This window comes from Saccharothrix hoggarensis (genome assembly GCF_052936025.1).
Window position 1 is genome coordinate 5792862 of the sequence record NZ_CP193624.1, and the last position, 25693, is coordinate 5818554.

At 69.7% G+C, this 25693-nt stretch carries 16 protein-coding genes; 4 read left to right on the forward strand and 12 right to left on the reverse strand.

The window, feature by feature from the left end; genetic code table 11:
- Positions 1-645 precede the first annotated feature (645 nt).
- The 5 genes from ACRAKH_RS26120 to ACRAKH_RS26140 form a co-directional block, all read right to left on the reverse strand.
- Positions 646-2475, reverse strand: a complete 1830-nt coding sequence (locus ACRAKH_RS26120) for an RICIN domain-containing protein (RefSeq protein WP_380722989.1) — start codon at positions 2473-2475, stop codon at positions 646-648.
- Between the two features lie 96 nt (positions 2476-2571).
- The gene (locus ACRAKH_RS26125) at positions 2572-4308 is read right to left on the reverse strand and encodes an amylo-alpha-1,6-glucosidase (protein WP_380722991.1); all 1737 of its coding nucleotides are present in this window, start codon (positions 4306-4308) and stop codon (positions 2572-2574) included.
- Positions 4309-4322: 14 nt separating this feature from the next.
- Positions 4323-5135, reverse strand: coding sequence for a carbohydrate ABC transporter permease (locus ACRAKH_RS26130; protein ID WP_380722993.1), 813 nt, complete (start codon positions 5133-5135; stop codon positions 4323-4325).
- Entirely contained in the window at positions 5132-6013 is an 882-nt protein-coding gene (locus tag ACRAKH_RS26135) for a carbohydrate ABC transporter permease (RefSeq protein WP_380722995.1), read from the reverse strand. Before ACRAKH_RS26135 ends, ACRAKH_RS26130 begins: the two co-directional genes overlap by 4 nt.
- A 4-nt stretch (positions 6014-6017) precedes the next feature.
- On the reverse strand, positions 6018-7229 hold the full coding sequence (locus ACRAKH_RS26140; protein WP_380722997.1) for a sugar ABC transporter substrate-binding protein: 1212 nt from the start codon (positions 7227-7229) through the stop codon (positions 6018-6020).
- Positions 7230-7417: 188 nt separating this feature from the next.
- Between ACRAKH_RS26140 and ACRAKH_RS26145 the strand changes: the two genes are divergently transcribed.
- Positions 7418-8428, forward strand: coding sequence for a LacI family DNA-binding transcriptional regulator (locus ACRAKH_RS26145; protein ID WP_380722999.1), 1011 nt, complete (start codon positions 7418-7420; stop codon positions 8426-8428).
- Positions 8429-8791: 363 nt separating this feature from the next.
- Here ACRAKH_RS26145 and ACRAKH_RS26150 read toward each other — a convergent pair whose 3' ends face one another.
- The 7 genes from ACRAKH_RS26150 to ACRAKH_RS26180 form a co-directional block, all read right to left on the reverse strand.
- Positions 8792-10768 carry a glycoside hydrolase family 32 protein gene (locus ACRAKH_RS26150; RefSeq protein ID WP_380723001.1) on the reverse strand — a complete coding sequence of 659 codons (1977 nt, stop codon included), beginning with the start codon at positions 10766-10768 and terminating at the stop codon, positions 8792-8794.
- Positions 10769-10889: 121 nt separating this feature from the next.
- Complete coding sequence (locus ACRAKH_RS26155) at positions 10890-12737, reverse strand: GH32 C-terminal domain-containing protein (RefSeq protein ID WP_380723003.1); 1848 nt, start codon at positions 12735-12737, stop codon at positions 10890-10892.
- 197 nt (positions 12738-12934) lie between these two features.
- Positions 12935-13879 carry a carbohydrate kinase family protein gene (locus tag ACRAKH_RS26160; protein ID WP_380723005.1) on the reverse strand — a complete coding sequence of 315 codons (945 nt, stop codon included), beginning with the start codon at positions 13877-13879 and terminating at the stop codon, positions 12935-12937.
- 69 nt (positions 13880-13948) lie between these two features.
- A complete protein-coding gene (locus ACRAKH_RS26165; protein WP_380723007.1) occupies positions 13949-16456 on the reverse strand; it encodes a GH32 C-terminal domain-containing protein in 2508 nt (835 codons plus the stop codon).
- 69 nt (positions 16457-16525) lie between these two features.
- Positions 16526-17299, reverse strand: a complete 774-nt coding sequence (locus ACRAKH_RS26170; RefSeq protein ID WP_447009355.1) for an ATP-binding cassette domain-containing protein — start codon at positions 17297-17299, stop codon at positions 16526-16528.
- On the reverse strand, positions 17296-18336 hold the full coding sequence (locus ACRAKH_RS26175; RefSeq protein WP_447009356.1) for an ABC transporter permease: 1041 nt from the start codon (positions 18334-18336) through the stop codon (positions 17296-17298). The genes ACRAKH_RS26170 and ACRAKH_RS26175 overlap by 4 nt, the downstream gene beginning before the upstream one ends.
- A 2-nt stretch (positions 18337-18338) precedes the next feature.
- Positions 18339-19391, reverse strand: a complete 1053-nt coding sequence (locus ACRAKH_RS26180; RefSeq protein WP_447009357.1) for a substrate-binding domain-containing protein — start codon at positions 19389-19391, stop codon at positions 18339-18341.
- 226 nt (positions 19392-19617) lie between these two features.
- On the opposite strand from ACRAKH_RS26180, the gene ACRAKH_RS26185 reads away from it, so the two are divergent.
- The 3 genes from ACRAKH_RS26185 to ACRAKH_RS26195 all read left to right on the forward strand — a co-directional run bounded on the left by ACRAKH_RS26185 (position 19618) and on the right by ACRAKH_RS26195 (position 25042).
- Positions 19618-20694, forward strand: coding sequence for a LacI family DNA-binding transcriptional regulator (locus ACRAKH_RS26185; protein WP_447009358.1), 1077 nt, complete (start codon positions 19618-19620; stop codon positions 20692-20694).
- A 671-nt stretch (positions 20695-21365) separates the two neighbouring features.
- Positions 21366-22727, forward strand: coding sequence for a family 43 glycosylhydrolase (locus ACRAKH_RS26190; protein ID WP_380723126.1), 1362 nt, complete (start codon positions 21366-21368; stop codon positions 22725-22727).
- Positions 22728-22927: 200 nt separating this feature from the next.
- On the forward strand, positions 22928-25042 hold the full coding sequence (locus tag ACRAKH_RS26195; protein ID WP_380723128.1) for a PQQ-dependent sugar dehydrogenase: 2115 nt from the start codon (positions 22928-22930) through the stop codon (positions 25040-25042).
- The last annotated feature ends 651 nt before the right edge of the window (positions 25043-25693 follow it).

Consider the following 25693-nt stretch of genomic DNA (forward strand, 5'->3'; position numbering starts at 1 on the left):
GCGGCCACCCCACACCGCTTGATGAGTTACTACCGTCCAGACCATGGCTCCGCTCAGGCAGACGCCGCCTCCACACACCCCGACGTCGACACAAGCGCGCGGTTCTACGTGATCGGGCTGCAACGGCCGTCGTCATGTCGCCGGAAGTACGGGTGTAGTGACCAGGATTGCCCAAGCGGTGCTCCGGCAGGAACACGCGGTAGGTCGCGTCTGCCCATCCCGGACACGCCTTCTAACGTCGGCAGCACGGTGAACGTTCCGCAGACGACCAGGTTGTCCAGGACCAGGATGTCGGCACGGCGCCCTGCTGCGCGCCGGGCAGCACCTTGTTGGTCAGGTTCGTGGTGTCGTGGCTGGTGCGCTGGATGTGGACACCCGCGAAGGCGCTGCAGCTCCCGACAACGCCGCCATCGCCAGTGCCGGCGGTCCGGCGGTGAGGCTTCGGTTCATCGCGATCTCCTGTCGAGCCGGTCGATCACCGCTCGCGGTAGCGGAGCGCCGGCATCGATGACGGCGTTGGGGAAGGACCCAGTGCAGTCAGGTGGTTCGGGCCCGTGCAGGCGACGGGCGGGAGCGGGTTTGGTGGAGGAGGTGCGCGGCAGCGGGTTCGCGGCACGAGCCCGCTGCCGCGCGACAGCACGGCCGTTACCGCCCCCAGAGCCGCCAGGTCTGGTTGAGCGGGCTGCTCTGACCGGTGGGGTTGCAGGTCCACTGGTGGATGGGGGCGCGTGCCGCCGTGGAGATCTCGCTGACGTCGACGCACTTGCCGCTGTGCCGGGCGGCGAGCTGGTAGTCGTGGGAGTCGTTGCCCGGGTAGGTGACCTTCCGCAGCGTGAACTGCTGGTTCTGGCCCCCGTGGCAGGCCCACTGCTGCACCGCGGCGCCGTCGGCGGTGGAGACGCCGCTGACGTCGAGGCACTTGCCGGTCTGCTGGTTGACGACGGTGTAGGTGTCGGTGACCCCGGCCACCGGCCGGAAGTTCCACAGCTGCTGGTCACCGCCCTCGCAGTGGAACTGCTGCTGCCGGTTGCCGTCAGCGGTGCCCAGGTTGGTGTTGTCCAGGCACTGCTGCGAGTGCTGGGCGACGGCCACCGACTGGAAGCCGGTGTCGGACGGTGGGAGGAGCGTGACGGTGAAGGAGTCGTCGGCGTTGGTGTGGGGCAGGTTGACCGTCGTGGCGTTGCCGGACAGCGTCACGACGGAGTTGCCGATGGTGATCGGTCCCTGCACCGCGCCGCCGCCGTTGTACGGGATGCGTTGGACGACCACCCGCACCTGGTTGTTCTGCACGATCCCGCTGGTGGTGTCGAGTCGCTGGAGGTTGACGGCGATGTTGCCCGTGGTGCCGCCACCGCCGACCAGGACCTTCGCCGCGCCGTTCGTCTTGGTGGCGAACGCGTCGTAGGTCGGGCTGGGCGTGACGGAGACGATCTGCCCGGTCTGTGAGCCGTAGTAGCGGTAGACCCACCACTCGCCCTTGGGCAGGTGCTGTCCCTCCGAGTTGCGCGTCAGGAGGTTGGCCAGGTCGTTGTGCAGGGCGTTCGTGCTGCCCCAGTGGGCGCGCAGCCCGTCGGCGCCCGCTCGTTCCAGGCGGGCGATGTACCAGGCGCCGTCACCGGGGTTCTGCTCGTCGGGCGCTCCGTACTCGTTGATCTGGTACGGGCGGGGGTGCGGGATGCCCCGTGCGTCGAGGGTGGCGTTCGCCGCGGCCACGTTGGCCACCGGGTCACCCGGCAGGGAGTGCCAGCTGATGATGTCCGGGATCGTGTTCGACGAGCGGATGAAGTCGAGGTACTGGTTCCACCACGTCCCGTTCGTCGTCGGGACGCCCGCGAAGCTCGGGCCGACGATCAGCTGCTGCGGGAACGCGGCGCGGACGCGTTGGTACGTGCGGCGCCACAGCTCGAAGTACTGCTCCTGCGACCGCTTCCAGAACAGGTCCAGGTTCGGTTCGTTCCACAGGTCCCACTGCACCGGGACGCCGGTGGCCCGCACGTCGGCGATCAGGCGGGTGAGGAAGTTGTCGTAGTCGGTCCAGTCGCCGTTGTCGCCCGGGAAACGGGTGATCGGGTAGCCGTCGGCGCCCCACAGGTCGTGGGGCAGCAGGATGAACTCGCCGCCCAGCGCACGGGTGCGCAGCAGTTGGGCGCGGGTGGCGTTCCACCGGCGTTCGTACTTGCCCGCCACCCAGCCGCCGGGGCCGTCGAGCTGGGCGCCGCCGGCGCGCATGTACCGGAACTTCAGGTCGCGGTAGAAGTGGTCGGCGGGACCGGAGGCGTCCTCGGTCATGCCGTAGATCCAGCCGGAGGCCCGGTAGGTCGGGGACCCGCCGGCGACGGAGAAGTTGACGGAGATCGACTCGTCACCGGCCAGGGCGGCCGGTGCGGGCGCCACCACCGCCGATATCGCGGCCGCGGCCGCCGCGATGACCGCGGCGAGGCCACGGCCTCGCCGTCGTGCGCGTGTGAGGGACATGCGTGACTCCTTTGTCAGGTGTTGTGGGCGTGCGAGGTCGGGGGTTCGGCGTTGAACCCCTTCGTCCCGGGGAGGACGTCGGTCGGATCGGTTCGTCTACCCCGCTGACGTGCTGGGATGGTGCGGAGCGCCGTCGGCCGGTCGGGCCTCGGCCTCTGCGGCGAGCAGCAGGTAGGCGCTCGCGGTCCAGGTGTAGGCGCGGTCGCGCAGGCCCTCGCCGGTGAGGGCGTCGAAGTTCTCGGCGAAGCCGCTCTTCTCGCACACCGCGCGGAAGCGGGCGCTGACCTGGTCGGCGAGGTCGACCGCGCCGCCGCGGCGCAGGCCGTCCTCGATGAGCACGGTCGAGGGCGCCCACACCGGGCCGCGCCAGTAGCCGTCGGCTTCGTAGTGGGGCGAGTCGGGTCGTTCGGTGGCCGGGCCGACCGCGGTCAGGTGCCGGGCGATGCCCTTGGCGAGCTTGGCGTGCACGTTCGGGGGCAGGTCGTCGCCCAGGATGACGGGCATGAGGTCGAGCAGGCTGGCCGTGGTGCGGGTCGTGCCGTCGAGGGCGCGGCCGGTGAACGCCGTCCCGTCCCACAGCGTCGTCAGCATCGCGTCCAGCATGGTGTCGGCCTCGCGTTCCCAGCGCGTGGCGGCGGCCGGGTCGTCGATCTCCCGGGCCAGTCGGGCCAGTTCCCGCATCTGCACCACGAGGAAGGCGGCGAGGTCGGCGGACTGCACGAGCCGCTGCCCGTCGAAGACGGTGGAGTTGTCCCAGCCGCTGTCGTTGCCGTGCTCGTAGTGGGCGAACGGCTCACCCGACGCGCGACGGTGGTCGAGCCAGAAGGTCGTCCACGCCTCCAACTGCCGGTAGAGCACTGGCAGTTCCGCGGCCGGGATTCCACCGGGCAGCTTCGACCTCAGCTTGGCCACCGCCCAGCCGTGGATGGGTGGTTTGACGAAGTTGTGCAGCACCTCCGCGTGCGTGATCGAGTCCGGCAGCGCCCCTTCGGGGGTCTGGTGGTCGAACACCACCTGGAGCTGGTCCCACGCCACGCCGGGCAGACCCGGCGCGAGGGCGAGGGCGTTGAAGCAGTGGTCCCAGCTCCAGACCTTGTCCATCCAGTTCTTCGACATCAGCACCGCCGGACGGCCGACGAAGCCCGCCGGGCTCACGGTGGCCGACCAGAGCACGTAGCAGGCCAGCCCGGCGGCCGGGGTGCGGTCGGAGCGCCAGGGCGCGACCTCGTCCACGAACCGCTCGAACGAACGCCGCGAGGCAGCCACCACCTCCGAGAACGTCGCGGTGGTCGAGAACCGCCCGCTCGTGGTCGTCAGCTCCTCCACGACGAGTTCCCACTCCCCGCCGTCCCCACCGACGACGACCGCCCGTTCCGCCGTGCCGAGCGCGGAGGCACCGGCCGAGTCCTCGCTCCCCGCCAGCACGGTCACCCGGTAGCGGTGGCCGGTCTCGTAGGAGGTGAAGACGTACGACGAGGTGACGGGGTCGTGGAAGAAGAAGGTCCCGGTGAACGGGGTGAGGGTGTCGTCCGCGGCGGCGATCCGCAGGCCGAGGCCGTGGCCGGAGATCCGGAGCGCCGTGGGTGACTCGAACGCCGCCGCGATCCGCACCCGGCCCGCGCTCCACGTGAGCAGCGCGGGGTTGGCGTTGACCTCGGCGGACACCCGCGCACCGGCGAGCACCGGCACGAGAGACAGCACGGCGTGCATCCCGTTGCGGTGGGACACGAGGTGCAGGTCCTCGGAGTACTCGGCGAGCCCCACGACCGCGGAGATGCCGAACCACGCTCCCGAACAGCTGAACGGGATCTCCCGCACCGAGAAGTCGTCCACAAGTTCCCCCTTGGTCAGTCTTTGACGGCGCCCGACGTGATGCCCGCGGCGACGAAGCGCTGGGCCAGCACGAGCAGCACGGTGGCGGGCACGGAGGCGACCACGGCGGTGGCCATGATCGCGTTCCACTCCTGGTTGTTGTTGCCGATGTAGCGGTAGATGCCCAGCGTCAGCGGTTGCAGCGCGCCCCCGCTGTCGAGCGTCGCGGCGAACACGAAGTCCGACCACGCCCACAGGAACGCGAACAGCCCGGCGGTGACCACCCCGTTGCGGCTGGCGGGCAGCACCACGGACCAGAACGTGCGCAACGCTCCCGCGCCGTCGATGCGTGCCGCCTGCACGATCTCGTCGGGCACCGAGGACATGAACGAGGTCAGGATCAGCACGGCGAACGGCACCGCGATCGTGGAGTCGGCGAACACCAGCCCCCACACCGTGTTCGTGATGCCGAGCTTGACGTAGATGCCGTACAGCCCCAGCGCCATGATGATCCCGGGGATCATCTGCGCCACCAGCAGCACGAACGTCAACGGCCCCCGACCGCGCGGGCGCAGCTTCGCCAGCGAGTACGCCGCGGGTGCGGCCAGCACCAACGTCAGCACCACGGTCCCGAGCCCGACCAGCAGGCTGGTGCCGAAGTACGGCAGCTGCTCGTCCAGCACCCGGGCGTACCCGTCGAACGTCGGGTTGCCCGGGAAGAAGTCCGGGGGTGACTTGCGCATGTCGCCCGGCGGGGTGACCGAGACGTTGACCATCCAGTAGACCGGGAACAGCATCACGGCGGTCAGCGCCACGCCCACCGCGGTCCGCCACCACGAGCGCGTCATGACGCCTCCTGCCGGCGCTGCACCCGCACGTACACCAGGCCCACGGCCACAGCGAGCAGGATGAGCACGTTGCCCACCGCGGAACTGGGCCCGAAGCGGGGCAGCATGCTGCCGAACCCGAGTTCGTAGGACCAGGTGGCCAGGGTGGTGGACGACCCGCTCGGGCCGCCACGCGTCATGATCCAGATGATGTCGAACACCTTCAGCGTGTAGACCAGCCCGAGCAGCAGCGTGACCGTGGAAACCGGCCGCAGCATCGGGAAGGTGACGTGCCGGAACGTCTGCCAGGAGCTCGCACCGTCCAAAGCGGACGCCTCGTGCACCTCGGCCGGGATGTTCCGCAACCCGCTGTAGAGCACGACCAGGTTGAACGGGATGCCGATCCAGATGTTGGCGACGATCACCGACACCAGCGACCAGGTCGGCGAGGTCAACCAGTGCACGCCGTCGATCCCGACCCACGACAGGGCCGCGTTCACCACACCGGCCTCGCTGTTGAACATCCACGCCCACGTCGACGCCGACACGATCAGCGGCAGCAGCCACGGCACCAGGAACAACGCCCGCAACGTCGCCGACAGCCGGAAATGGCGGGAGAAGAACACCGCCAACGCCAACCCGATGCCGTACTGGAACACCAGCGACACCACCGTGAACACGACCGTGTTGACCAGTGCCGTGCGGAAGACCGGGTCGGTGAACACGGCCGTGTAGTTGTCCAGTCCGACCACCGGCGCGCCACCGTGCACGAACGTGCGGACGGTGTAGTCGCGGATGCTCAGGTCCACAGTGGTCAGCAGCGGGAAGCCGTAGCACAGCACCAGGTAGGCGACGAGCGGAGCGAGGAACGCCCAGCCGACGAGATTCCTGCGGAGCACGGCTCTACTTCGCCGACGCCGCGGCGCTCTGGGCGTCCTTCAGGGCGTCCGCGGCGGGCTTCGACCCCGTCAGCACCGCCTGCACCGCGGTCCACAGCGGCTGCGAGATCCGCGGGTAGCGGGTGCCGAGACCGTCGCCGGTGCGCCCCTTCGCCGACTGCACCGCGTCGACCCACACCGTCAACTCCGGCTTGGCGGCGACCTGCTTCTCCCGCACCGACTGAATGGCCGAGACGTAGGTCAGCGCGGTGTCGGTGGCCAGCACGGTGTCGGCGCCGACCAGGCAGTTGGCGATCTTCGCCGCCGTCGCCTCGCGGTCCGCGGCGCCCTGCGCCGGCACCGTGACGAACTCGCCACCGGTCGGCGCGGGCGCGACACCGCCGTCACGGGACGGGATCGGGATGACGCCGTACTCGAAGCCCAGCTTCGCCGCGTTGCCGAGCTGCCACGTGCCGTTCTCGGCGAACGCGTACTCGCCGGTGGCGAACTCCTGCCAACTGGTGGTCTGCGTGTTGCCCACGACCGAGTTCGGCGCGTACCCCTTGTCCATCCACGACTTCCACAGCTCCACCGCCGCCACGGCCTGCGTGGACGACAGGTCGGTCAGCTGCGCGCCCGCGCCCCAGAACCACGGCAGGAACTGGAAGGAGCCCTCCTCGGTGCCGATGGCGGAGAACGTGATGCCCTTCTTGCCCGCGCCCGCGACCTTGGCCAGGGCGGCGTCCAACGACGCCCAGTCCGTGAGCGACGCCGGGTCCACGCCCGCCGACGCCAGCACCGCCTTGTTGTAGTACAGCGCCAGGGTGTTCGCGCCGATGGGGACCCCGTAGGTCTTCCCGCCGACCTCGCCCGCGGCCACCAGGTTGGGCGAGGCCTGCGACGCGTCCAGGCCGGTGTCCTGGTTGGCCTTCAGCACCCCGCCCTCGGCCAGCGTGGACACCACCGGGTTGTCCACCACCAGCACGTTCGGCGCGGTGCCCTGCTGCGCGGCGAGCAGGACCTTGTTGGTCAGGTCGGAGGTGTCGTACGCCTGCCGCTCGACCTTCACCCCAGCGTCAGCGCCGCACTTCTCGATCACCTTCGCCCACTCCGACGTCCCGTCGAACTGCGGGTACGGGTCCCACACCGCGAACGGGCCGGTGGCGTCACCACCCGTGTCCCCGGCGGAGGAACACGCGGTCAGGGACAGTCCCGCCGCGACCAGGGCGACGGTCACGCGTCGACTGAACGGGGAGCGCTTCATAGGGGTAGTCCTTCCAGGCGGCGGCACTGACAACTGGACTGTCGGTCATCGAACCGGTTCGACCACGCGATGTTTCGTCAACGTATCCGCAGGGAGTAACCGGCGCAAGACCTGGTTTCCGCTACCATCAGAACCTGTCGAACCGGTTGGACGGAGAGCGCATGAACATCGGTGAGATCGCCAAGCGTGCCGGCGTGTCCCGCAGCACGGTGTCGTACGCGCTCAGCGGGAAGCGGCCGGTGTCGACCGCGACCGCGCAGCGCATCAACGACGTGATCGCCGAGCTGGGCTACCGGCCCAACGCCAGCGCGCGGGCGCTGGCCGAGGGGCGCACCCGCACGTTGAGCCTGGTGATACCACCCGCGAGCAGGCGGTTGACCGACGTGCAGCTGGGGTTCGTGGCCAGCGTCGTGGAGGCGGCGGCCACCCACGACCTCGACGTGCTGCTCTCACCCAGCGGCGGCGACCACGACCGGTCCTTCGAGCGCGTCGTCACCGGCCGCCGGGTCGACGGCGTGATCCTGATGGAGATCCTCCTCGACGACCCGCGCGTGGCCCGCCTGGAACAGGAAGCGCTGCCGTTCGTGACCATCGGCCACGTCGAGCGCCCGGGCGCCGCGCCGTGGGTCGACGTCGACTACGCGGAGCTGATCACCCGCTGCGTCCACCACCTGGCCGACCTCGGCCACCGCGACGTCGTGCTCATCAACCGGTCCGACGAGCTCGTCGCCGCGGGTTACGGGCCCGCACTGCGCTCGTCGACGGGCTTCCTCGCCGCCGCCGAGCAGCGCGGGCTGACGGCGCACACGGTGTGCTGCGCCGACGAACCGGCCGCCGGCCTGGCCTGCTTCCAGGAGATCCGCCGGCGGTGGCCGGACGTGACGGCGGCGGTGACCATCAACGAGGCCGCGCTGCCCGGCCTACAGCGGGCCCTGCGCCAAGCGGGTCTCGACGTGCCCGGCGACTTCTCCATCACCGGCGTCATCGCCAGCCGCCTGGCGGAAGCCTTCCACCCTCCGCTGACCGCCGCCGACGTGCCCGCGGAGGAGATGGCCCGACTCGCCGTGGACCTGCTGGTGGAACGCATCGCGAACCCCGACGCGCCGCACCGCCACGCGCTCCTGCGACCCGTCATCTCCCTGCGGTCGAGCACCGGGGCCCGACACCGGTAACCCGCGAGTCGAATCGGTTCGACACCACCTCGGGCATGACCCGTCGTCGTTCGGGGTGACCTCGGCGCAGGCCGTCACGATCGCGTCGCGCGAGCACGGCAGCGGCTGGTCAGGTGAGTGTGACGGGTGGCAAAGCGGTAGGTGCCGCTGCCCCTGGGCGGCGGGTTGCCACTGCTCGTTCGTGCCGCCGACGCAGGACGACAGGTGGACCTGGGCTCCGTCGCCTGTGGCGGTGGCGGCGCCACCGACGTCCCAGGCCAGCCGGGAGCGTTGCGGTGGGGCGTGTTCGACAGGCTGGCGCCGGTGTCCGCGTTGCGGCGGTTCGATCGGGGGGTGGACGAGTCCGCCCCCCGATCGGTTCGCTCAGTCGCTCAGCAGCAGGTGGTCGACCATGATGTGTCCCCACGCGCCGGTCGCCTGGTCGATCACCTGCACTCGGGCGCTCTGCCCTTGGAGGTTGCCGACGTTCCAGTCGACCGGTTTCATCACGCCCGTGTTGTCCCCGGTCGCCGTCCGCACCACCTGGCCGTTCACGATCAGGTTGACCGTGGTTTGGCCGGGTGAGCCGGCCGGGTGGTTCCCGCCGGCGATGAGGAGGTGCAGGTGGTTGCGGTCGAGGGTGAACGTCGGTGAGGTGATCGTGCCGGTGGCCGAGTCGCCGCCGCCGGCGAAGGTGTCCAGGACGGCCCTGCCGACCATGCCGGGCAGGTTCTGGAACGTCGGGCCGGTGCCGACGAAGCGGCCGGTGGTGCTCCAGCCCGGGTCGTAGGACGTGCCCTCGAAGCCGGAGAGGACGCGGGCCGGGCGCTGGGCCAGGTCGCGGAACTCGGTGATCCTCGTGTTGGCGAACGTGGCGCTGCCCCCGCTGGTGTAGAGCCTGATGCCGGTGTCGGACGGGTCGGCGAACACCTGGCTGGAGTGCACGTGCCGGCCGTCGTCCACGAACACCTCGATGGTGGTGCGGTCGACGAGGATGCGCAGGTGCGCGGTCTTCTTCGCCGGGTTCCACGGCGCGTGGCTCTCACCCCGTGTCCCGGTGGTGTCGGGGCTCCCGGTCTGGCGCCGGTTCAGGTAGCTGAAGTCGCGGTAGATGCCGGCGTCCGCGTGCCGCGTGCCGTCGGCCGACACCCGCAGCTGCACCCCGACGTTGTCCAACTGGGTCCAGCTGATGTCGGTGTCGAGCTGGTACGCCGTCCCGTTGTAGGCCAGCGGGACCGGGCCGCCGTTGACCTGGATCGTGCCGAGGTTGCGCACCGAGGTGGCGTGGGAGGCCAGCGCCGGGGTCGGTTGCGACACCAGGGCGTAGCCGTCCGGGTAGCGCTTGAGCGTGATCTGGCGGACGATCGAGTCGGTCCCGTTGAACCCGTCCGCGGCCCGTGTCGGTGTGTTGTCCGGGTACGCCCAGTTGTTCATCCACGCCATGCCGAAGCGCCGGTCCATCGGCGCGGCCGGGTCCTCCCAGGTGACCCCGGCGTACCAGTCGAAGCCGTGGTCCAGCCACTGCGGAGTGGTCTTGGCGGCGGTGAACGCGGTCCCGTTGAAGGTCCCGGTCCAGTAGGCGTAGGTGCTCGGCGTCCCGCCCGGGCTCACACCCAGCACCCAGTGCGTCGTGCCGTCGTCGGCGCGAATGGGGAACAGGTCCGGGCATTCGAGCAAGCCGTGGTTGGTCACGAAGTGCGATCGCCACGTCCAGGTCTTCAGGTCCGGCGAGGTGAAGAACCCGATCCGCTCCCCTTCGCTGATCGCGGCGACCCACCGGCCTCGGGCGGAGTCCCAGACCACCTTGGGATCGCGGAAGTCGCGGCGGCCGCCGTTGGGGATCACCGGTGTGTCGCCGTGGGGCCGGAACGTCCGGCCGCCGTCGATCGAGTACCACAGGAACTGCGCCTGCGCCCCGCCGCCGGTGCGGAAGTCCGGCTGCGTGACCAGCTGGACCACCGCGCCGGCGCCGAAACCCGCCGTGTTCGCGGTGTCCACGACCACCGAACCCGACCACAGGTCGCGGTTGACGTTCGTGTTCTTGGGCGCCGCGATGCCCTGGTCCGCGAAGGCCACCCCGTCGGTGCTCGTCGCCAGACGCCAGGCCGTGCCCACCGCGTTCGGGTAGTCGGCGTTGTAGAGGTAGTAGTAGTGGAGCTTGCCGTTGATGTACACCGGCCGCTGCGGGTCGTTCATCCAGCGGTCGGGCACCGTGAAGTGGTACTGCGCCCGGTACGTGCCCGCGGCCTGCGCCTGGGGCGCACCACCGCCGGCACCGGGGACGCCGACTGCTGCGGTCGCCAGCACGAGGGCGGCGAGCGCGGTCCGCAGTAAGCGAAGGCCGCTCGTCGTTGAGCTCATCGAACCTCCAGAATCCTCAATGTCCACAACAGATGGCCGGACGGAGGGTGGACGATCGAGCCGTCCACCCTCCGTCACTGACGCCGGCAACGGCTCGGGGCGCGATGTCGGGTGGCTGTGATCAGTTGGTCGGCATGCTCCACGTCTGGTTCGGGCCGCCGACGCAGTCCCAGACCTGCAACCTGCGGCCGTTGGTGGCGTCACCGGCCGCGAGGTCCAGGCAGCGCTTGGACCACGCGTTCTGGTACTGGTTGGCGCCGATGCGGATCCAGCGCTGGTTGTCCCCACCCCAGCAGGCGTGGGTCTTGAGCTGCGCGCCGTTGCCGATGGTCTCGCCGGGCTGGTCGAGGCACTCGTTGCCGATCCTGATCTTCCCGGCGGCGGTGAACGTCCACCGCTGGTTGGCGCCGTTCCAGCAGTCCCAGATGTTCACCGCGGCGGTGGCGGCGTCACGGTCGACGCACTTGTTCACGCCGTTCCACTTGATCATGCCGACGCCCTGGTCCGGTCCGCTGGGCGCGGCTGTCCAGGCCTTGCTCAACCGCCGGAACGTCAAGGATTCGAGGCGGACCGTGCCGTTGTTGGCGTAGGTCCGGATGCCCAGGCTGCCGCTGGAGGAGTCGAAGTTGACGTTGTCGGTGACCGAGACCTTGCCGTCGTTGCCGAACGTCTCCAACTGCCCCCGGTCGACCAACACCCGCAGCTTCACCCGGTTGTTGACCGGCGGCATGGGTGCGTCGGCCAACGTCTGCCGGACGCGGTCGTAACCGATCGCCGCGTCACGGGTGCCGTCGGCGCGGCGGTGCAGCTCGAAGCCGAAGTCCGTGGCCGTGGCACCCGCGAGGTCGTAGGTCGCCTCGATCTCGTAGGTGTCCGCGGAGATGCCGTTGAACGGGTTCGTCGCCAGGTCGTTGGAGATGGTCAGGTTGCTCCAGGTCTGCGCGGGTTGGCGGATCGTGGAGATCTCGCCGATCGGGTTGCGGGTCACCCGGATGCCCTCCGGGAACGTGCGCAGGCCGAGCTGGGCGGGGAAGGAGGCGTTGCCGGTCCAGGTGCTGCCCTTGTTGCCGGGCTGCCAGAACATCTGGACCACCCGGTTGGTCGGCATGTTGGTGAACGTCAGGCCAGCGTAGGCGGTCCCGCCGAAATCGGTGCGCCCCACGTCCATCCGCTGCGGCCGCGACCAGCCCGCATCCGGCACGAACACCCCGGCGCTGTTCAAGGTGCCGATGACGTACTCGCCGCTGGCGTCCTGCAGCACCCACTTCTGGTTGCCCGTGTTGCCGTCCACCGGAAGCTGGTAGAGGTCGGGGCACTCGAACAGCCAGTCGGCGCGGAACTCGCCGCGATAGGTCCAGTTGAGCAGGTTCGTGGAGCTGTAGAACTTGGCGACGTTGCCGCCCTCGTTGCCCCAGAACACCATGCCCCACCGGTTGCGGGCCGCGTCCCAGTACACCTTCGGATCACGCGACTCGTACGGCGTGGAGATCACCTTCGCGCCGCCGTTGTACATGCGGAACGTCCGCGCGCCGTCGGTGCTGTAGGCGATCGAGACACCGTTGGTGTTGGTGAACAACAGGATCGGCGCGTCGGTGCCGGTCTTGAGGCCGGTGACGTTGTTGTGGTCCACCCACCCGCCACCGGAGAACAGCGTGGCGTTGTGCAGACCCGGCTCCAGGGCGATCGGCTGCTGCGTCCAGTGCACCATGTCCCGGCTGGTCGCGTGGCCCCAGTGCATGGTGTCCCACTGCAGGCCGTGCGGATTGTGCTGGTAGAACAAGTGGTAGACGCCGTTGTAGTACAACGGCGCGTTCACGTCGTTCATCCAGCCGCCCTGCGAGCTGAAGTGGAACTGGCCCCGGAACGGCTCGTTGTAGTCCGTCGCGTCGTAGGGGTACTCCGGGTAGGGCGCCGCCTGCGCCGAGGGCGCGACGACAGTGGTGATCGCGACCAGGAAGGCCACTGCCATCACGGTGGTGGTGCGACGGCGTGGCCATCGCTTGAAGGTGAATCTGCGCATGCTGACCTCACTTCACATCTGCGGGAAGAGGGAGCGGGCTTCGGTGGGCTGATGAACACGTCCGGGCAGACAGGCACCACTGGTCGACTGTTCAGGGGTGCCTTCGGTTCGGACGCCGCGGACCGGATTCGCAGCGCGGTCCGAGTTCAGGAGGTGGCGCAGCGGACTTCATCGGGGAGCAGTTCGTCGAACCACGGTGAGTCGGCGCCGGGGCGGGTGCAGGTGATGGCCGCGACGCGTTGGGCGTAGGCGACCGTGTCGGTCAGCTCGGTGTGGGTCACGGTGGTCAGGTTGGTCCGGGTGAGCAGGTCGTTGCGGTCGAAGGCGGCCAGGAGGCCCGCCATGAAGGCGTCCCCGGCGCCGACCGTGTCGACCACGTCGACCGACAGGCCCGGCAGCTCGATGTGTCCGGTGGGCCCGGAGGCGTACACGCCCTCAGCGCCGCGCGTGACGACGACGAGGACGACCCCTCGCTCGTGCCACTCGCCCACGACATCGGAGAGGGCACGGTCGGGGGCGATCCACCGCAAGTCGTCGGCACTGAGCTTGACGACGTCGATCATGCCGAGCCACCGCCGCAACCGGGCCCGCGCGGAGGTGTCGTCGTCGATCAGGTTGGGTCGGATGTTGGGGTCGAAGGTGATCACGCGGTGGGGGTGCTCGCGCGACAGCAGGGTTTCGAACGCCGCGGCCATCGGCTCGACCGCGAGCGCGAAGGAGCCGCCCACGTGCAGTGCCGCGTCCGGCGGGAGGCCGGTCGGCAGGTCGGCCACCTGCCAGCCGCCGTCGGCGCAGCCGTCGATGTAGAACGAGTAGTCCGCCACGCCGTGCTGGTCGACGTCCACCACCGCGAGCGTGGTCGGGGCAGTCGACGCGGCGACGTAGCGCAGGTCGACGTTGGACGTTTCGAGGTGGGCGCGCAGCAGCGCTCCCAGGCGGTCGTCGGCCAGGCGCGCCAGCAGCGCGGTCGGCGTGCCGAGCCTGCCGAGGCCGACGGCCGTGTTGGCCGGGCTGCCACCCGGGATCGGGAGGTAGCCGCCGGCGCGATCGGGCACGAGGTCCACCAGGGCCTCGCCACCAACGATGATCATGTGCGGATTCCTTGTCGTCCGGGGGAAGTGGTGGTGGAGCCGGGAGGTGGGCTCCACCACCACGAGCGGTCAACGTCGGTAGGTGCTCATGTGCCACGCGGTGAGCCGGTCGACCCGGGCGTCGCCGCCCTCGGCGAAGATCGTCACGTCGTCGCTGGTCGGGTCGGGGAAGACGAGGCTGGTGATCACGGTCTCGCCCGCGCCGCCGAACACCTCGACCGACGAGCGGTCGACCAGCACCCGCAGCGTCACCTTCCCGTCCACCGCGGCCAGCGGCGCGCGCTGCACGGCGGGGAAGTCGGGACTGAAGTCGACGCGCCCGGACCTCGTGCGGTCCACGTACAGCTCGCCGGTGGTGGCGTCGTAACCGATCACCGTCTCCTGCCCAGGTCCGCCGAGCACCTTCAGGCCGAACCGCTCGGCGTCACGCGGCGAGAAGGTCGCCTCGATGTCCAGGGCCTGGCCTTCCACGTGCTCGCCCAACGACCGCGAGCCTTCCTGCACGGTGCTGCCGTGCACGATGACCGGTTTCCCCTGGCGGAGGCGGTCCAAGGCGCGCACCGGCTCCTGGACGAGCCGGATCTCGCCGTCGACGGTGCGCAGCCCGAGCTGCCTCACCACGCTCTGCGCGCTGCGCCACGGCGAGGTCGGGGTGGCGCCGGCGTACTGCCAGTTGTTCATCCAGCCGATCGCGTAGCGCTTGCCACCGGGGGTGTTCTCCCACGAGACGGGGGCGTAGTAGTCCTTGCCGAGGTCAACCCAGTCCGCCCGTTCGACGGTGGACTCGGCGGCTGCGTCGGCGAGGGTGAACCGGTCGGCCAGCACGTGTCCCCACCCCGCCGTGTTGCGGTCCACGATGGAGATCCGCGCCTGCTTGCCCAGGTGCTCGCGCAGGTCGAAGGACGTCCAGTCGAGGGTTTCGCTGTCCGCTCCGGTGGCCGTCCGCACGACCTTCCCGTCGATCACGAGGTTGACCGAGGTCTCGGTGGAGCGCGGCTTGGCGGGTGAGTCGGCGAGCACCACGTGGTCGACCAGGACGTGTCCCCAGCCGCCGGTGTTCTCGTCCACGACCTCCAAGCGGGCCTTCCGCCCGGCCAGGTCGCGCACGTCCCACGAGGCCCAGTCCAGCGCCTCGGAGTCCTTGCCGGTCGCGCTGCGCACGACCTGGCCGTCCACGACCAGGCGCACGGCGGTGGGCGCTTCGGAGTCCGACGGGTGGTTGCCGCCGCCGACGAGGAAGTTCAGGTAGGGGGCGGAGACGGTGAACTCGGGTGAGGTGAGCGTGCCGGTGGTGGCGTCGCCCCGCAGGAAGGTGTTGACCAGACCGCCGCCCTGCCAGCCGGAGACCGGCATCTGGCCGGGCAACGTGCCGGTCGCGGGCGCGGCGCCGAACGCCTCGCCGGTGGCGGTCCAGGTGCCGTAGGTGCCGCCTTCGAAGTCGGCCAGGACCTCGCGTGCCGCCGGCGGCGTGTCGTCGGTCGACGCCTCCGGGTCGTGCGGGTGCCGGCCGCCGCCGATCTTGAAGTTGAGGTACCGCTTGTCCACGGTGAACGGCGGTGAGGTGAGGGTGCCGGTGGAGGCGTCGCCGCCGTGGAAGCTGTTGGCGTGACCGGTTCCCTCGAAGCCGCTCACGGGGAGCTGTCCCGGCAGTGCTCCTGTTGCCGGCGCGGCGCCGAAGGCGGTGCCCGTGGTGGTCCAGCTGCCGTAGGTCGACTCGAAGTCTTCCACGACGACGCCGGCGGGCGGGGTGTAACTGCCGTCGTCGTCGGCGGTGAAGCGGGTGCCGTCGAAGGCCCCGACGAAGTACTGCGCGGCCGAGCCGCCCGCGATGCCGCCCGGGTTGATGCTGACCACGAGCACCCACTTGGTCTTGCGGGGATCGCCGTCGACCTGGAGCGGGAACAGGTCGGGGCACTCCCAGACGCCGCCGACCGCGCCTTGCGGGCCGAAGTCGCTCAGGTGCGTCCAGGTCTTGAGGTCGGGTGAGGAGTAGAAGCGGACCTTGTGCTCGGTGGACAGCGCGACCGTCATCAGCCAGCGCCCCGCCTGCCACTGGACCTTGGGGTCGCGGAACTCGCGGGAGCCGATGTCGAGCACCGGGTTGCCCGCGTACTTCGTCCAGGTGCGACCGTTGTCCGTGCTGTAGGCCAGCGACTGCGCCTGCCGGCCATCGGCCTTGGAGTGCGTCGTGTAGATCGCCACCATCGCCGGGTCTTCGGACGTGCCGAAGCCGGTGGTGTTGGCGTGGTCGACGACGGCGCTGCCGGAGAACACCATCTCGGTGTCGTCGTGCGGGAGGGCGAGCGGGAGTTCCCGCCAGTGCACGAGATCGGGGCTGACGGCGTGGCCCCAGGACATGTTGCCCCAGGTGTTGCCGTCCGGGTTGTACTGGTAGAAGAGGTGGTACTCGCCCTCGTGGTAGACCAACCCGTTGGGGTCGTTCATCCAGTTCGTCGCAGGTGTGTAGTGGAACTGCGGTCGGTAAGGCTCGGTGAACGACGGGTCGGCTTGCGCGGTGGGCACTGCCCCGAGCAGGGCGGCGGCGGTCACCAGGCTGAGGAGACGTCGGCGTCTCATGGCACCTCCAGGAAGGCGTGCTCGTCCCGCGCAACGCCCGAGGGAGGGCGTTGCGCCGGGCGAACAGCGTCAGGCGGCTTGGTCGGGCGGTTCCATCGCGCCGGTCATGATGGCGACGGCGTCGGACATCGAGATGGTCTTCGGGTCGACGACGGCCTTGCGGCGGCCGAGGCGTTGGATGTGGATGCGGTCGGCGACCTCGAAGACGTGCGGCATGTTGTGGCTGATCAGGATCACCGGCAGGCCGCGGTCGCGGACCTGGAGCACGAGGTCGAGCACCGCGCGGGACTCGCGCACGCCCAGCGCCGCGGTGGGTTCGTCCATGATGACGACGCGGCTGCCGAACGCGGCGGCACGGGCGACGGCGACGGCCTGGCGTTGGCCGCCGGACAGGGTTTCCACGGCCTGGCCGGGGTTCTGGATGGTCATGATGCCCAGGGCGTCGAGCTGGCGGCGGGCCTCGTCGCGCATGCCGTTGCGGTCCAGCATCCGCAACACCGTGCCGAGCACGCCCTTGCGGCGGCGTTCCCGACCGAGGAACAGGTTGCTCGCGATGTCCAGCGACGGCGACACCGCCAACGACTGGTGCACCGTCTCGATACCGGCGTCGCGGGCGTCGATCGGCGTGGAGAACGACACCGGGCGGCCGTCCACCAGGATCTCGCCCTCGTCCGGCACGACCGCGCCGGACAACGCTTTGATCAGGCTGGACTTCCCGGCGCCGTTGTCGCCGATGACGGCCAGGATCTCGCCGGGCAGCAGCTCCAGGTCGGCGCCCGCCAGCGCGGTGACCCTTCCGTAGCGCTTGACCAGGCCGCGGGCCTGCAGCACCGGCGTGGTCATGGCTTCACCTTCCTGATCCACTGGTCCAGCGACACCGCGACGATGATCAGCACGCCCACGGCCATCGTCTGCCACAGCACGTCCACCCCGGCCAGCGCGAGGCCGTTGCGGAACACCCCGACGATCAGTGCACCCAGCAGCGACCCGACAATCGCCCCACGACCACCGAACAGGCTGGTGCCACCGATGACCACGGCCGTGATGGAGTCGAGGTTGTCCAGCTGCCCGGCCTGCGGGCTGGCCGAGGCGATGCGGCCGATCAGCACCCACGCCGCCAGCGCGTACACCGCCCCCGCCGTGGCGTACACGCTCAGCAGCACGCGGGCGGTGCGGATACCGGACAGCCGGGAGGCTTCCAGGTCGTCACCGGTGGCGTAGACGTGGCGTCCCCACGCGGTGTTTTTCAGCGCGAACGCCATCGCCGCGACCAGCACGACCATCATGATCGAGCCGTAGGTGATGCGGGTGCCGCCGACGTTGATCGTCTGGCCGGTCCACAGCAGCAGCGAGGGCATGTCCGTGCCGCGGATGGTGGCGCTCTCGGAGTACCAGAGGTTGAGCGCGAAGAACACGTTGAGCGTGCCCAGGGTGACGATGAACGGCGGCAGCTTCAACCGCGTCACCAGCAGCCCGTTGAGCAGCCCGCACAACGTGCCCACCACGAAACCCAGCAGCAGCGCCGGCAGACCCGGCAGGCCGGTGTCCGCGGCCACCTTCGCCATCACGATCGACGTCAGCACCATGATCGCACCGCAGGACAGGTCGATGCCGGCGGTCAGGATCACGATGGTCTGGCCGACGGCCAGCGTGCCGATGACCGCGACCTGTTGCAGGATCAGCGAGATGTTGCCCGGCGTGAGGAACCGGGGCGACAGCACCGCGAACACGATCACCGCGACCAGCAGCACCACGGCCGGGCCGATGGTCGCCTGCGAGTGCAGCAGATGCTGGAGCCGGGTCAGTGGCGAGCGCTTCGTGTCCTGCCCGCCCAGCGGGTTACCGCCGGACGAGTGGCTCTTGGACAGCGTCGTGGTCATGCTCAGCCCCAGCAGTTCTCGCGGCCCCAGGTGGAGTCCTTCGACTCGACCCCGAACACGGGCTGGTCGGTGATCAGGTTGACGCCGGTGTCCACGAAGTCCTTGCCCGCGGTGTTCAGCGGCTTGGTGCCGTCCTTGGCGAACTTCGCGATCGCCTCCACACCCATCTGCGCCATCTTCAACGGGTACTGCTGCGCGGTCGCGCCGATGATCCCCGACTTGACGTTCTCCACACCCGGGCAGCCGCCGTCGACCGAGACGATCGTGACGTCCTTCTCCTTGCCCGCCGCCTTCAACGCCTCGTACGCGCCCACCGCCGCTTGCTCGTTGATCGTGTAGACCAGGTTGATTCCCGGGTCCTTCTGCAGCAGGTTCTCCATCGCCGTCCGGCCGCCCTCCGGGGCGCCGTCCGTGACGTCGTGGCCGACGATGCGCGGGTCGCTCTCGTCCCCGATCTTCTCCTTGTCCTTGACGTCGACGCCGAAGCCCTCCAGGAAACCCTGGTCGCGCTGCACGTCCACGGACACCTGGTTCGGGTTGAGGTCCAGCAGCGCGATCTTCGCCTGCTTGCCCTCGGCCTCGAACTTCGCCTTCGCCCACTGCCCGATCAGCTTCCCGGCTTGGAAGTTGTCGGTGGCGAAGGTGGCATCGGCGGCGCTCGACGGCTCCAGCGGGGTGTCCAGCGCGATGACCAGCAAACCCGCCACCCGTGCCTTGTCCACCGACGGCACGATCGCCTTCGAGTCGTTCGGCGTGATCAGGATGCCCTTCGCCCCCGCGCCGATCAGGTTCTCGATCGCGTCCACCTGCGACTGGTTGTCACCGTCCTGCTTGCCCGCGAACGACTGCACCGTCGCACCGGTACTGCCCGCGGCCTGCTGCGCGCCCTCCTTCATCTTCACGAAGAACGGGTTCGTGTCCGTCTTGGTCACCAACCCGACGAGCGTGCCGCCACCGGCCGCGTCGCCACCGTCCCCGCACCCGGTGACCAGCGCCAGCAAGGACGCCGACACCAGCGCCGTGAGTCTGACGCCCGTTCGCGACCGTCCGGTCATGTCTTCCTCCAACGTCAACGTTGACGTAACAGGCCGCTGGGCACAATGATGCTCCGGTCGGGTCACCTGTCACGCGAATCGCAGTCAAGATCGCCACACTTCCGGTCCCCCGCCAGGGCACTCGAAGAAGTGGGTCTTTCGTTAAGTCATCGTTGACGCTAACTTCGTGGTGCAGGTCACGACAAGTCGTCGTTACGCAAGCGTTACCTGGAGAGGGTAGGCGGTCATGGACGTGCGGAGGGCCCGGCGGGAACCGACCATGCGGGACGTCGCCGCACTCGCCAAGGTCAGCACGAAGACGGTGTCGCGGGTGATCAACGACCTGCCCGGCGCGGGACCCGAGGTCGTCGAACGCGTTCGCGCCGCCGCCCGCACCCTGGGCTACCGGCCCAACCTCACCGCCAGCAGCCTGCGCCGCTCCGACAAGCGCAGCGCCACCATCGGCGTGCTGCTGGAGGACCTGTCCAACCCGTTCGACGCCGCACTGCTGCGTGCCGTCGAGGACCGGGCGAGACAGAACGACGTGCTGGTCCTGGCGGGCAGCAGCGAGGACGACCCGGAGCTCCAGCGCGAACTGCTCACCTCCCTGGCCATCCGCCGCGTCGACGGAATCGTCGTCATGGCCGCCGGCGGCCACCAGGACGCCCTCCAGCAGGAACGCGAGCGCGGGACGCCCATGGTGCTGGTCGACCGACCACCCACATTCGACGGCACGGACAGCGTCACCACCACCAACCGCGTCAGCTCCCGCGACGCCGTCCTCCACCTCGCCGCCCTCGGCCACCGGCGCATCGCCTTCCTCGGCGACCGGCAGACGTTGTGGACCAGCCAGGAGCGCTACACCGGCTACCTCGAAGGGCTCGCCCACACCGGCCTCACGCTGCGCGAGGAACTCGTCCGCACCGACCTGCACGGCCCCGACGCCGCGGAGACCGCCACCGCGACCCTGCTCGACCTGGCCGAACCCCCCACCGCCCTGTTCACCGCCCAGAACCTCGTCACCGTCGGCGCCATGAGAGCACTGCGCGACCGGCACCTGCACCACTCGGTCGCGCTCATCGGCTTCGACGACTTCCCCCTCGCCGACATGCTCGAACCCGGCGTCACCGTCCTGCGCCAGGACGTCCCCGCCCTCGGCCGCAAAGCCGCGGAACTGATCTTCAACCGCATCCAGGGCGACCAGTCCCCACCCACGCACGCCGTCGTCCCCGCCACCTTTGTCCGCCGCGGGTCAGGTGAGATCCCACCGCCGTCCGGTCAGGACGGTCCTCACCCGAGCGTTCTCGCCCACCAACCACGATGAGTTCCAAGGGCATCCGAATCGATCCGCGCCGGTCGTGACCGGCCGGGTCGGACGTGACCGGCGGCCCCGCACGACCCCACTTCGCCTGTGAGCGCTAACAGATGAGGATCTTCAGTCGTCCGAAGCGTCGTCACCACCTGAGGCAAACCTCACGTTTCCTTCGAGCTGAGAACGGCATGTTGATCTCGCCGTCGATGTCGACCGTCCCTTCACGCCCGCCGCCACTGCCTGTTATCGCTAACATTTCCTGCGGACGGAGTATTGCCGCGTCCGGGGACCGGGGTTACGTTCGGGACGCCGCTCCTCCGCGCCCAGAACCCGGCCGGGGTTTGGAGCACGCTTGGACCAGCTCGCAAGGAGGCGAGGCATGGCTTTGCGCGCATCACGTAACCGGGTAGTGGCCGTCGAGCGGAACCGCCCGACGCGTCGAACCAGCAGAAAACCGGCGCGGGCTGTCGAATAGCCCTTCTCCCACCGAGTTCTGTCCCGGCACGGACCGGCGTGCGACGTCGAGCGCGTGCTCCCTGCGCGGGCGGAAGTCCGATCCGGACAGCTGCCGCGCCTCGATCACACGTACGTCGAATCCGCAGTGCCGACCACACCCCTGCAAGTCTGCTCATGGACCTGAGGTCGTGCAGCGACAACAGGTCCTGGTTGCCAACGGAGGCACCATGTCGACCGCTCGATCCCGGCTCACCGGAGCCGTCCTGCTCATAGCCGCGCTGCTGACCACGTTGGTCAGCGCGCCCACGGCGTCGGCCGTCATCGGTCCACCCCTCGTCGGCGCCGGGTCCGGTCGCTGCCTGGACGTGGTGGGCAACAACGCCACCCCGGGCACGGAAGTGGGGATCTGGGACTGCAACGGGCAGGCGAACCAGGGCTGGGAGTTCACCGCCGCGGGCGAGATGCGGACGTTCGACGGCACCCGGTGCCTGGACGCCTACAACTTCGGCACCGCGCCGGGAACCCGGCTGGTGAGCTGGAACTGCACCGGCGCGGCGAACCAGAAGTTCCGGCGCAACGGCGACGGCACCATCATCGCCACCCAGTCCAACCTGTGCCTGGACGTGCTCAACCACGGCACCGCCAACGGCACGCGGGTGATCCTGTGGAGCTGCACCGGTGCGCCCAACCAGCGCTGGTCCACCGGACGGTCTGCCTACCCCAACCCCGGCTACGTCACCGGTGACATCGGCGTGCACGACCCGACCATCCTCAAGCGCCCGACCGGTGGTTACCTGGTGGCGGCCACCGGCGACGGCATCGCGCTGAAGACCTCCGCGGACCGGATCACGTTCCGCAACGCCGGCGCGGCGTTCCCCGGCGGCACGCCGTGGGCCAACACCTACACCAACAACAGCCGGCACCTGTGGGCGCCGGACATCTCCTACCGCAACGGCCAGTACTGGATGTACTACTCGGCCTCGACGTTCGGCTCCAACCGCTCGGCGATCTTCCTGGCGACCAGCCCCAGCGGCAACTCCGGCACCTGGACCCACCGCGGCCTGGTGGTCGAGTCGCGCACCAGCGACAACTTCAACGCCATCGACCCGAACCTGGTCGTGGACGACCAGGGCCGCTGGTGGCTGAACTTCGGCTCGTTCTGGTCCGGCATCAAGCTCATCCCGCTCGACCCCGCCACCGGCCTGCGGCAGGGCACCACGATGACCGGCATCGCCTACAACGGCGCGATCGAGGCGCCGTTCATCGTCAAGCGCGGCGCCTACTACTACCAGTACGTGTCGTTCGACTTCTGCTGCCGCGGCGCCCAGAGCACCTATCGCGTCATGGTGGGCCGCTCCACCAGTGTTGGCGGCCCTTACGTGGACCGCAACGGCCGGGCGATGACCTCCGGCGGCGGCACGGAGATCCTGGCCGGGCACGGCAGCATCCACGGCCCCGGTCACCAGGCCGTGCTCGCCGACACCGACGGCGACTTCCTGGTCTACCACTACTACGCCGACAACGGCGCGGCACTGCTGGGCATCAACCGCCTGGTCTACGACGCCGCCGGCTGGCCGTCCGTCGTCTGATCACCCGGCCCCGTGACGGGTCGCAACGGCAGTCACTCACGGCCCGCTGAGGTCAATCCCCAGCGGGCCCTGGGTGGCGGTGGCACGGTCCTCACCGTCATGACGTCCCCCTTCACCCTTGGAGCTTTCCTGTGTCCTTTTCGCTGAGCCGACGTGCTCTGCCGCCGCGCGAACCAGCTCCGCCTCCCGAGAGGAACACCATGCGAGTGCCCTTCGTGAAGAGGAAGAGCACCGCCCGGCGCTCGCGACTGCGAGCCGCGTGGGTGGTGCCGCTGGCGATAGCGGGCATCGTGGTCCCGGTTCCGGCCGCTTCGGCGGCCGTGGTGGACACCAACGCCTCGTACGTCCTGGTCAACCGCAACAGCGGCAAGGCGCTGGACGTGTACAACCTCGCCACGAACGACGGCGCGCGGATCTCGCAGTACACCCGCAACGACGGCGCGTGGCAGCAGTGGCAGTTCGTCGACTCCGGCGGTGGTTACTACCGGCTCAAGTCCCGGCACAGCGGCAAGGTGTTGGACTTCCCGTCCACCGCCGACCGGGCCGGGCTCATCCAGTGGAGCGACCACAACGGGACCAACCAGCAGTTCCGCCTGGCCGACTCCGCCGGCGGGTTCGTGCGCCTGCTCAACCGCGCCAGCGGCAAGGCGGTCGACGTGCTCGACTTCTCCACCGCCGACGGCGCCCAGCTCATCCAGTGGCCCGACACCGGCGGGGCGAACCAGCAGTGGCAGCTCGTGAAGCTCGGCGCCGACACCACGTCGCCGACCGCGCCCGCCAACCCCCGGACCTCGAACCTCACCTGCTCTTCGGTGACGTTGTCGTGGTCGGCGTCCACCGATGACGTCGGGGTGGCGTTCTACGACATCTACCACGACGGGCAGCAGATGACCTCGGTGCCCGGATCGAGCCTGTCGGCGAACCTGACCGTCGTGCCAGGCGCCACCTGGGGCCTGTACGTCAACGCCCGCGACGCCGCGGGCAACGTCTCCCAGGCCAGTCCCACCGTGACCATCACCGTGCCGCAGTGCCAGGCTGACACGCAGCCGCCCACCACGCCCACGGGCGTGACCGCCACCGCCGCCGGCACCACGGTCACCCTCCGCTGGTCGCCCTCCACCGACAACGTCGGTGTCACGGGCTACGAGATCGTGCGGGGCGGCGTCCAGGTCGGCTCGGTCACCGGCGCGGCGACCGGCTCGTTCACCGACAGCGGCCTGACCGCGAACACCCGCTACGAGTACCAGGTGCGGGCACGCGACGCCCAGGGCAACCGGTCGGGGTTGAGCGCACCGGTCGCGGTGACCACCGGCTCCGCCTGCGCCACCGCCATCTGCGCCGTCACGGTGGCCGCCACCGACACCGACCTGCCGTGGGGTCTGACCTCCCTGCCCGACGGTCAGGTTCTCTACAGCCGCCGCGACGCCTTCGACATCGTCCGCCTCAACCCGGCCACGGGCGCGAAGACGAGCATCGGCCGAGTGCCCAACGCGGCCGGCACCGACGGAGAGGGCGGCGTCATGGGCATCGCCGTCGCGCCGGACTTCGCCGCGGATCCGTGGGTGTACGTCATGCACACCAGCCCCACCGACAACCGGGTGGTGCGCCTGCGCTACACCGGCGGAGTGCTCACCGGAGCCCCGCAGGTGCTGCTCGCCGGCATCCCGCGCAACAAGTACCACAACGGCGGCCGGCTGCGCTTCGGCCCGGACGGCAAGCTCTACGTCGCCACCGGCGACGGCCAGAACGGCACCTGGGCACAGGACCGCACCAACCTCGCCGGCAAGGTCCTGCGCATCAACCCCGACGGCACCGTCCCCGCCGACAACCCCTTCGGCAACGCCGTGTGGAGCTACGGCCACCGCAACCCCCAAGGGCTCGCCTTCGACTCCCAGGGCCGGCTGTGGGAACAGGAGTTCGGCAACAGCGTCATGGACGAGACCAACCTGATCGTCCGGGGCGGCAACTACGGCTGGCCCCGCTGCGAAGGCACCTCCGGCAGCTGCGCCGAACCGGGCTTCATCGCACCCAAGCGCACCTACCCGACGGCCGAGGGGTCGTGCAGCGGCATCGCCATCGTCCGTGACGCGCTCTACATCGCCTGCCTTCGCGGGGCGCGGATGTACCGGGCCGAGATCAGCGGCAGCGAGCTCGTCAACGTGCAACAACACCTCAACGGCACCTACGGGCGGCTGCGCGCGGTCGAACCGTCGGCCGACGGCGGCCTGTGGCTGACCACCAGCAACCTCGGGGACAAGGACAGCGTCCCCAACAACAGCAACGAGCGCGTCCTCAAAGTCACCCTCGGACGGTGAACCGGGCCGCGGGGCGGGGCCACCTGCCCCGCCCCGCGGCATGATCCCGGCGGACGGACGTTCCACATCACCTCCGGCACCGCAGGCGGCGACTGTCCGCCTGTACCAGGTGCGCCTCAACGTGGATCTCGGCGAACTGCACGACGCCGGGCATGAGCGTCGGGCGAGCCGCGCGATGTAACCGTTTACCGTTGGTGACAGTACAAGCGTCGATCCAGCCAGCTCAACTGGTTGACTGGACCGAGTAAGCGCTTTATGTTTGTCGAAGCTGCTACAACCGGACACCCCGCCAACGACGACGGGAAACCGACGTGATGACATGACCAGCTCGACCGACAGGCGCCCGGAGCACCCTTCGCCCGCCTGTCGCGTGACGGATGCCTGCCTCCGACGCTCGCGACCGGTCACCGACCCTGCGCGCGGCAAGCCGAGGGCATGGTTCGAGCGCACGGCGGCGAGCGATCCAGCGCACCCTGGCGATCGCTGACATCGCCTCGGTATCCACTCCACAGGCTGTCGATGACGAAGCAGTCGCACTACGGCTCGCTGGGAGCGCTCCCAGGCCGAGCCAGTGGCGAGCTTCACCGATCCTGTCCGCAAGGAGGCGACACAGGAACCTGCGGTACTCCCACAATCGCGTCATATCGGCGC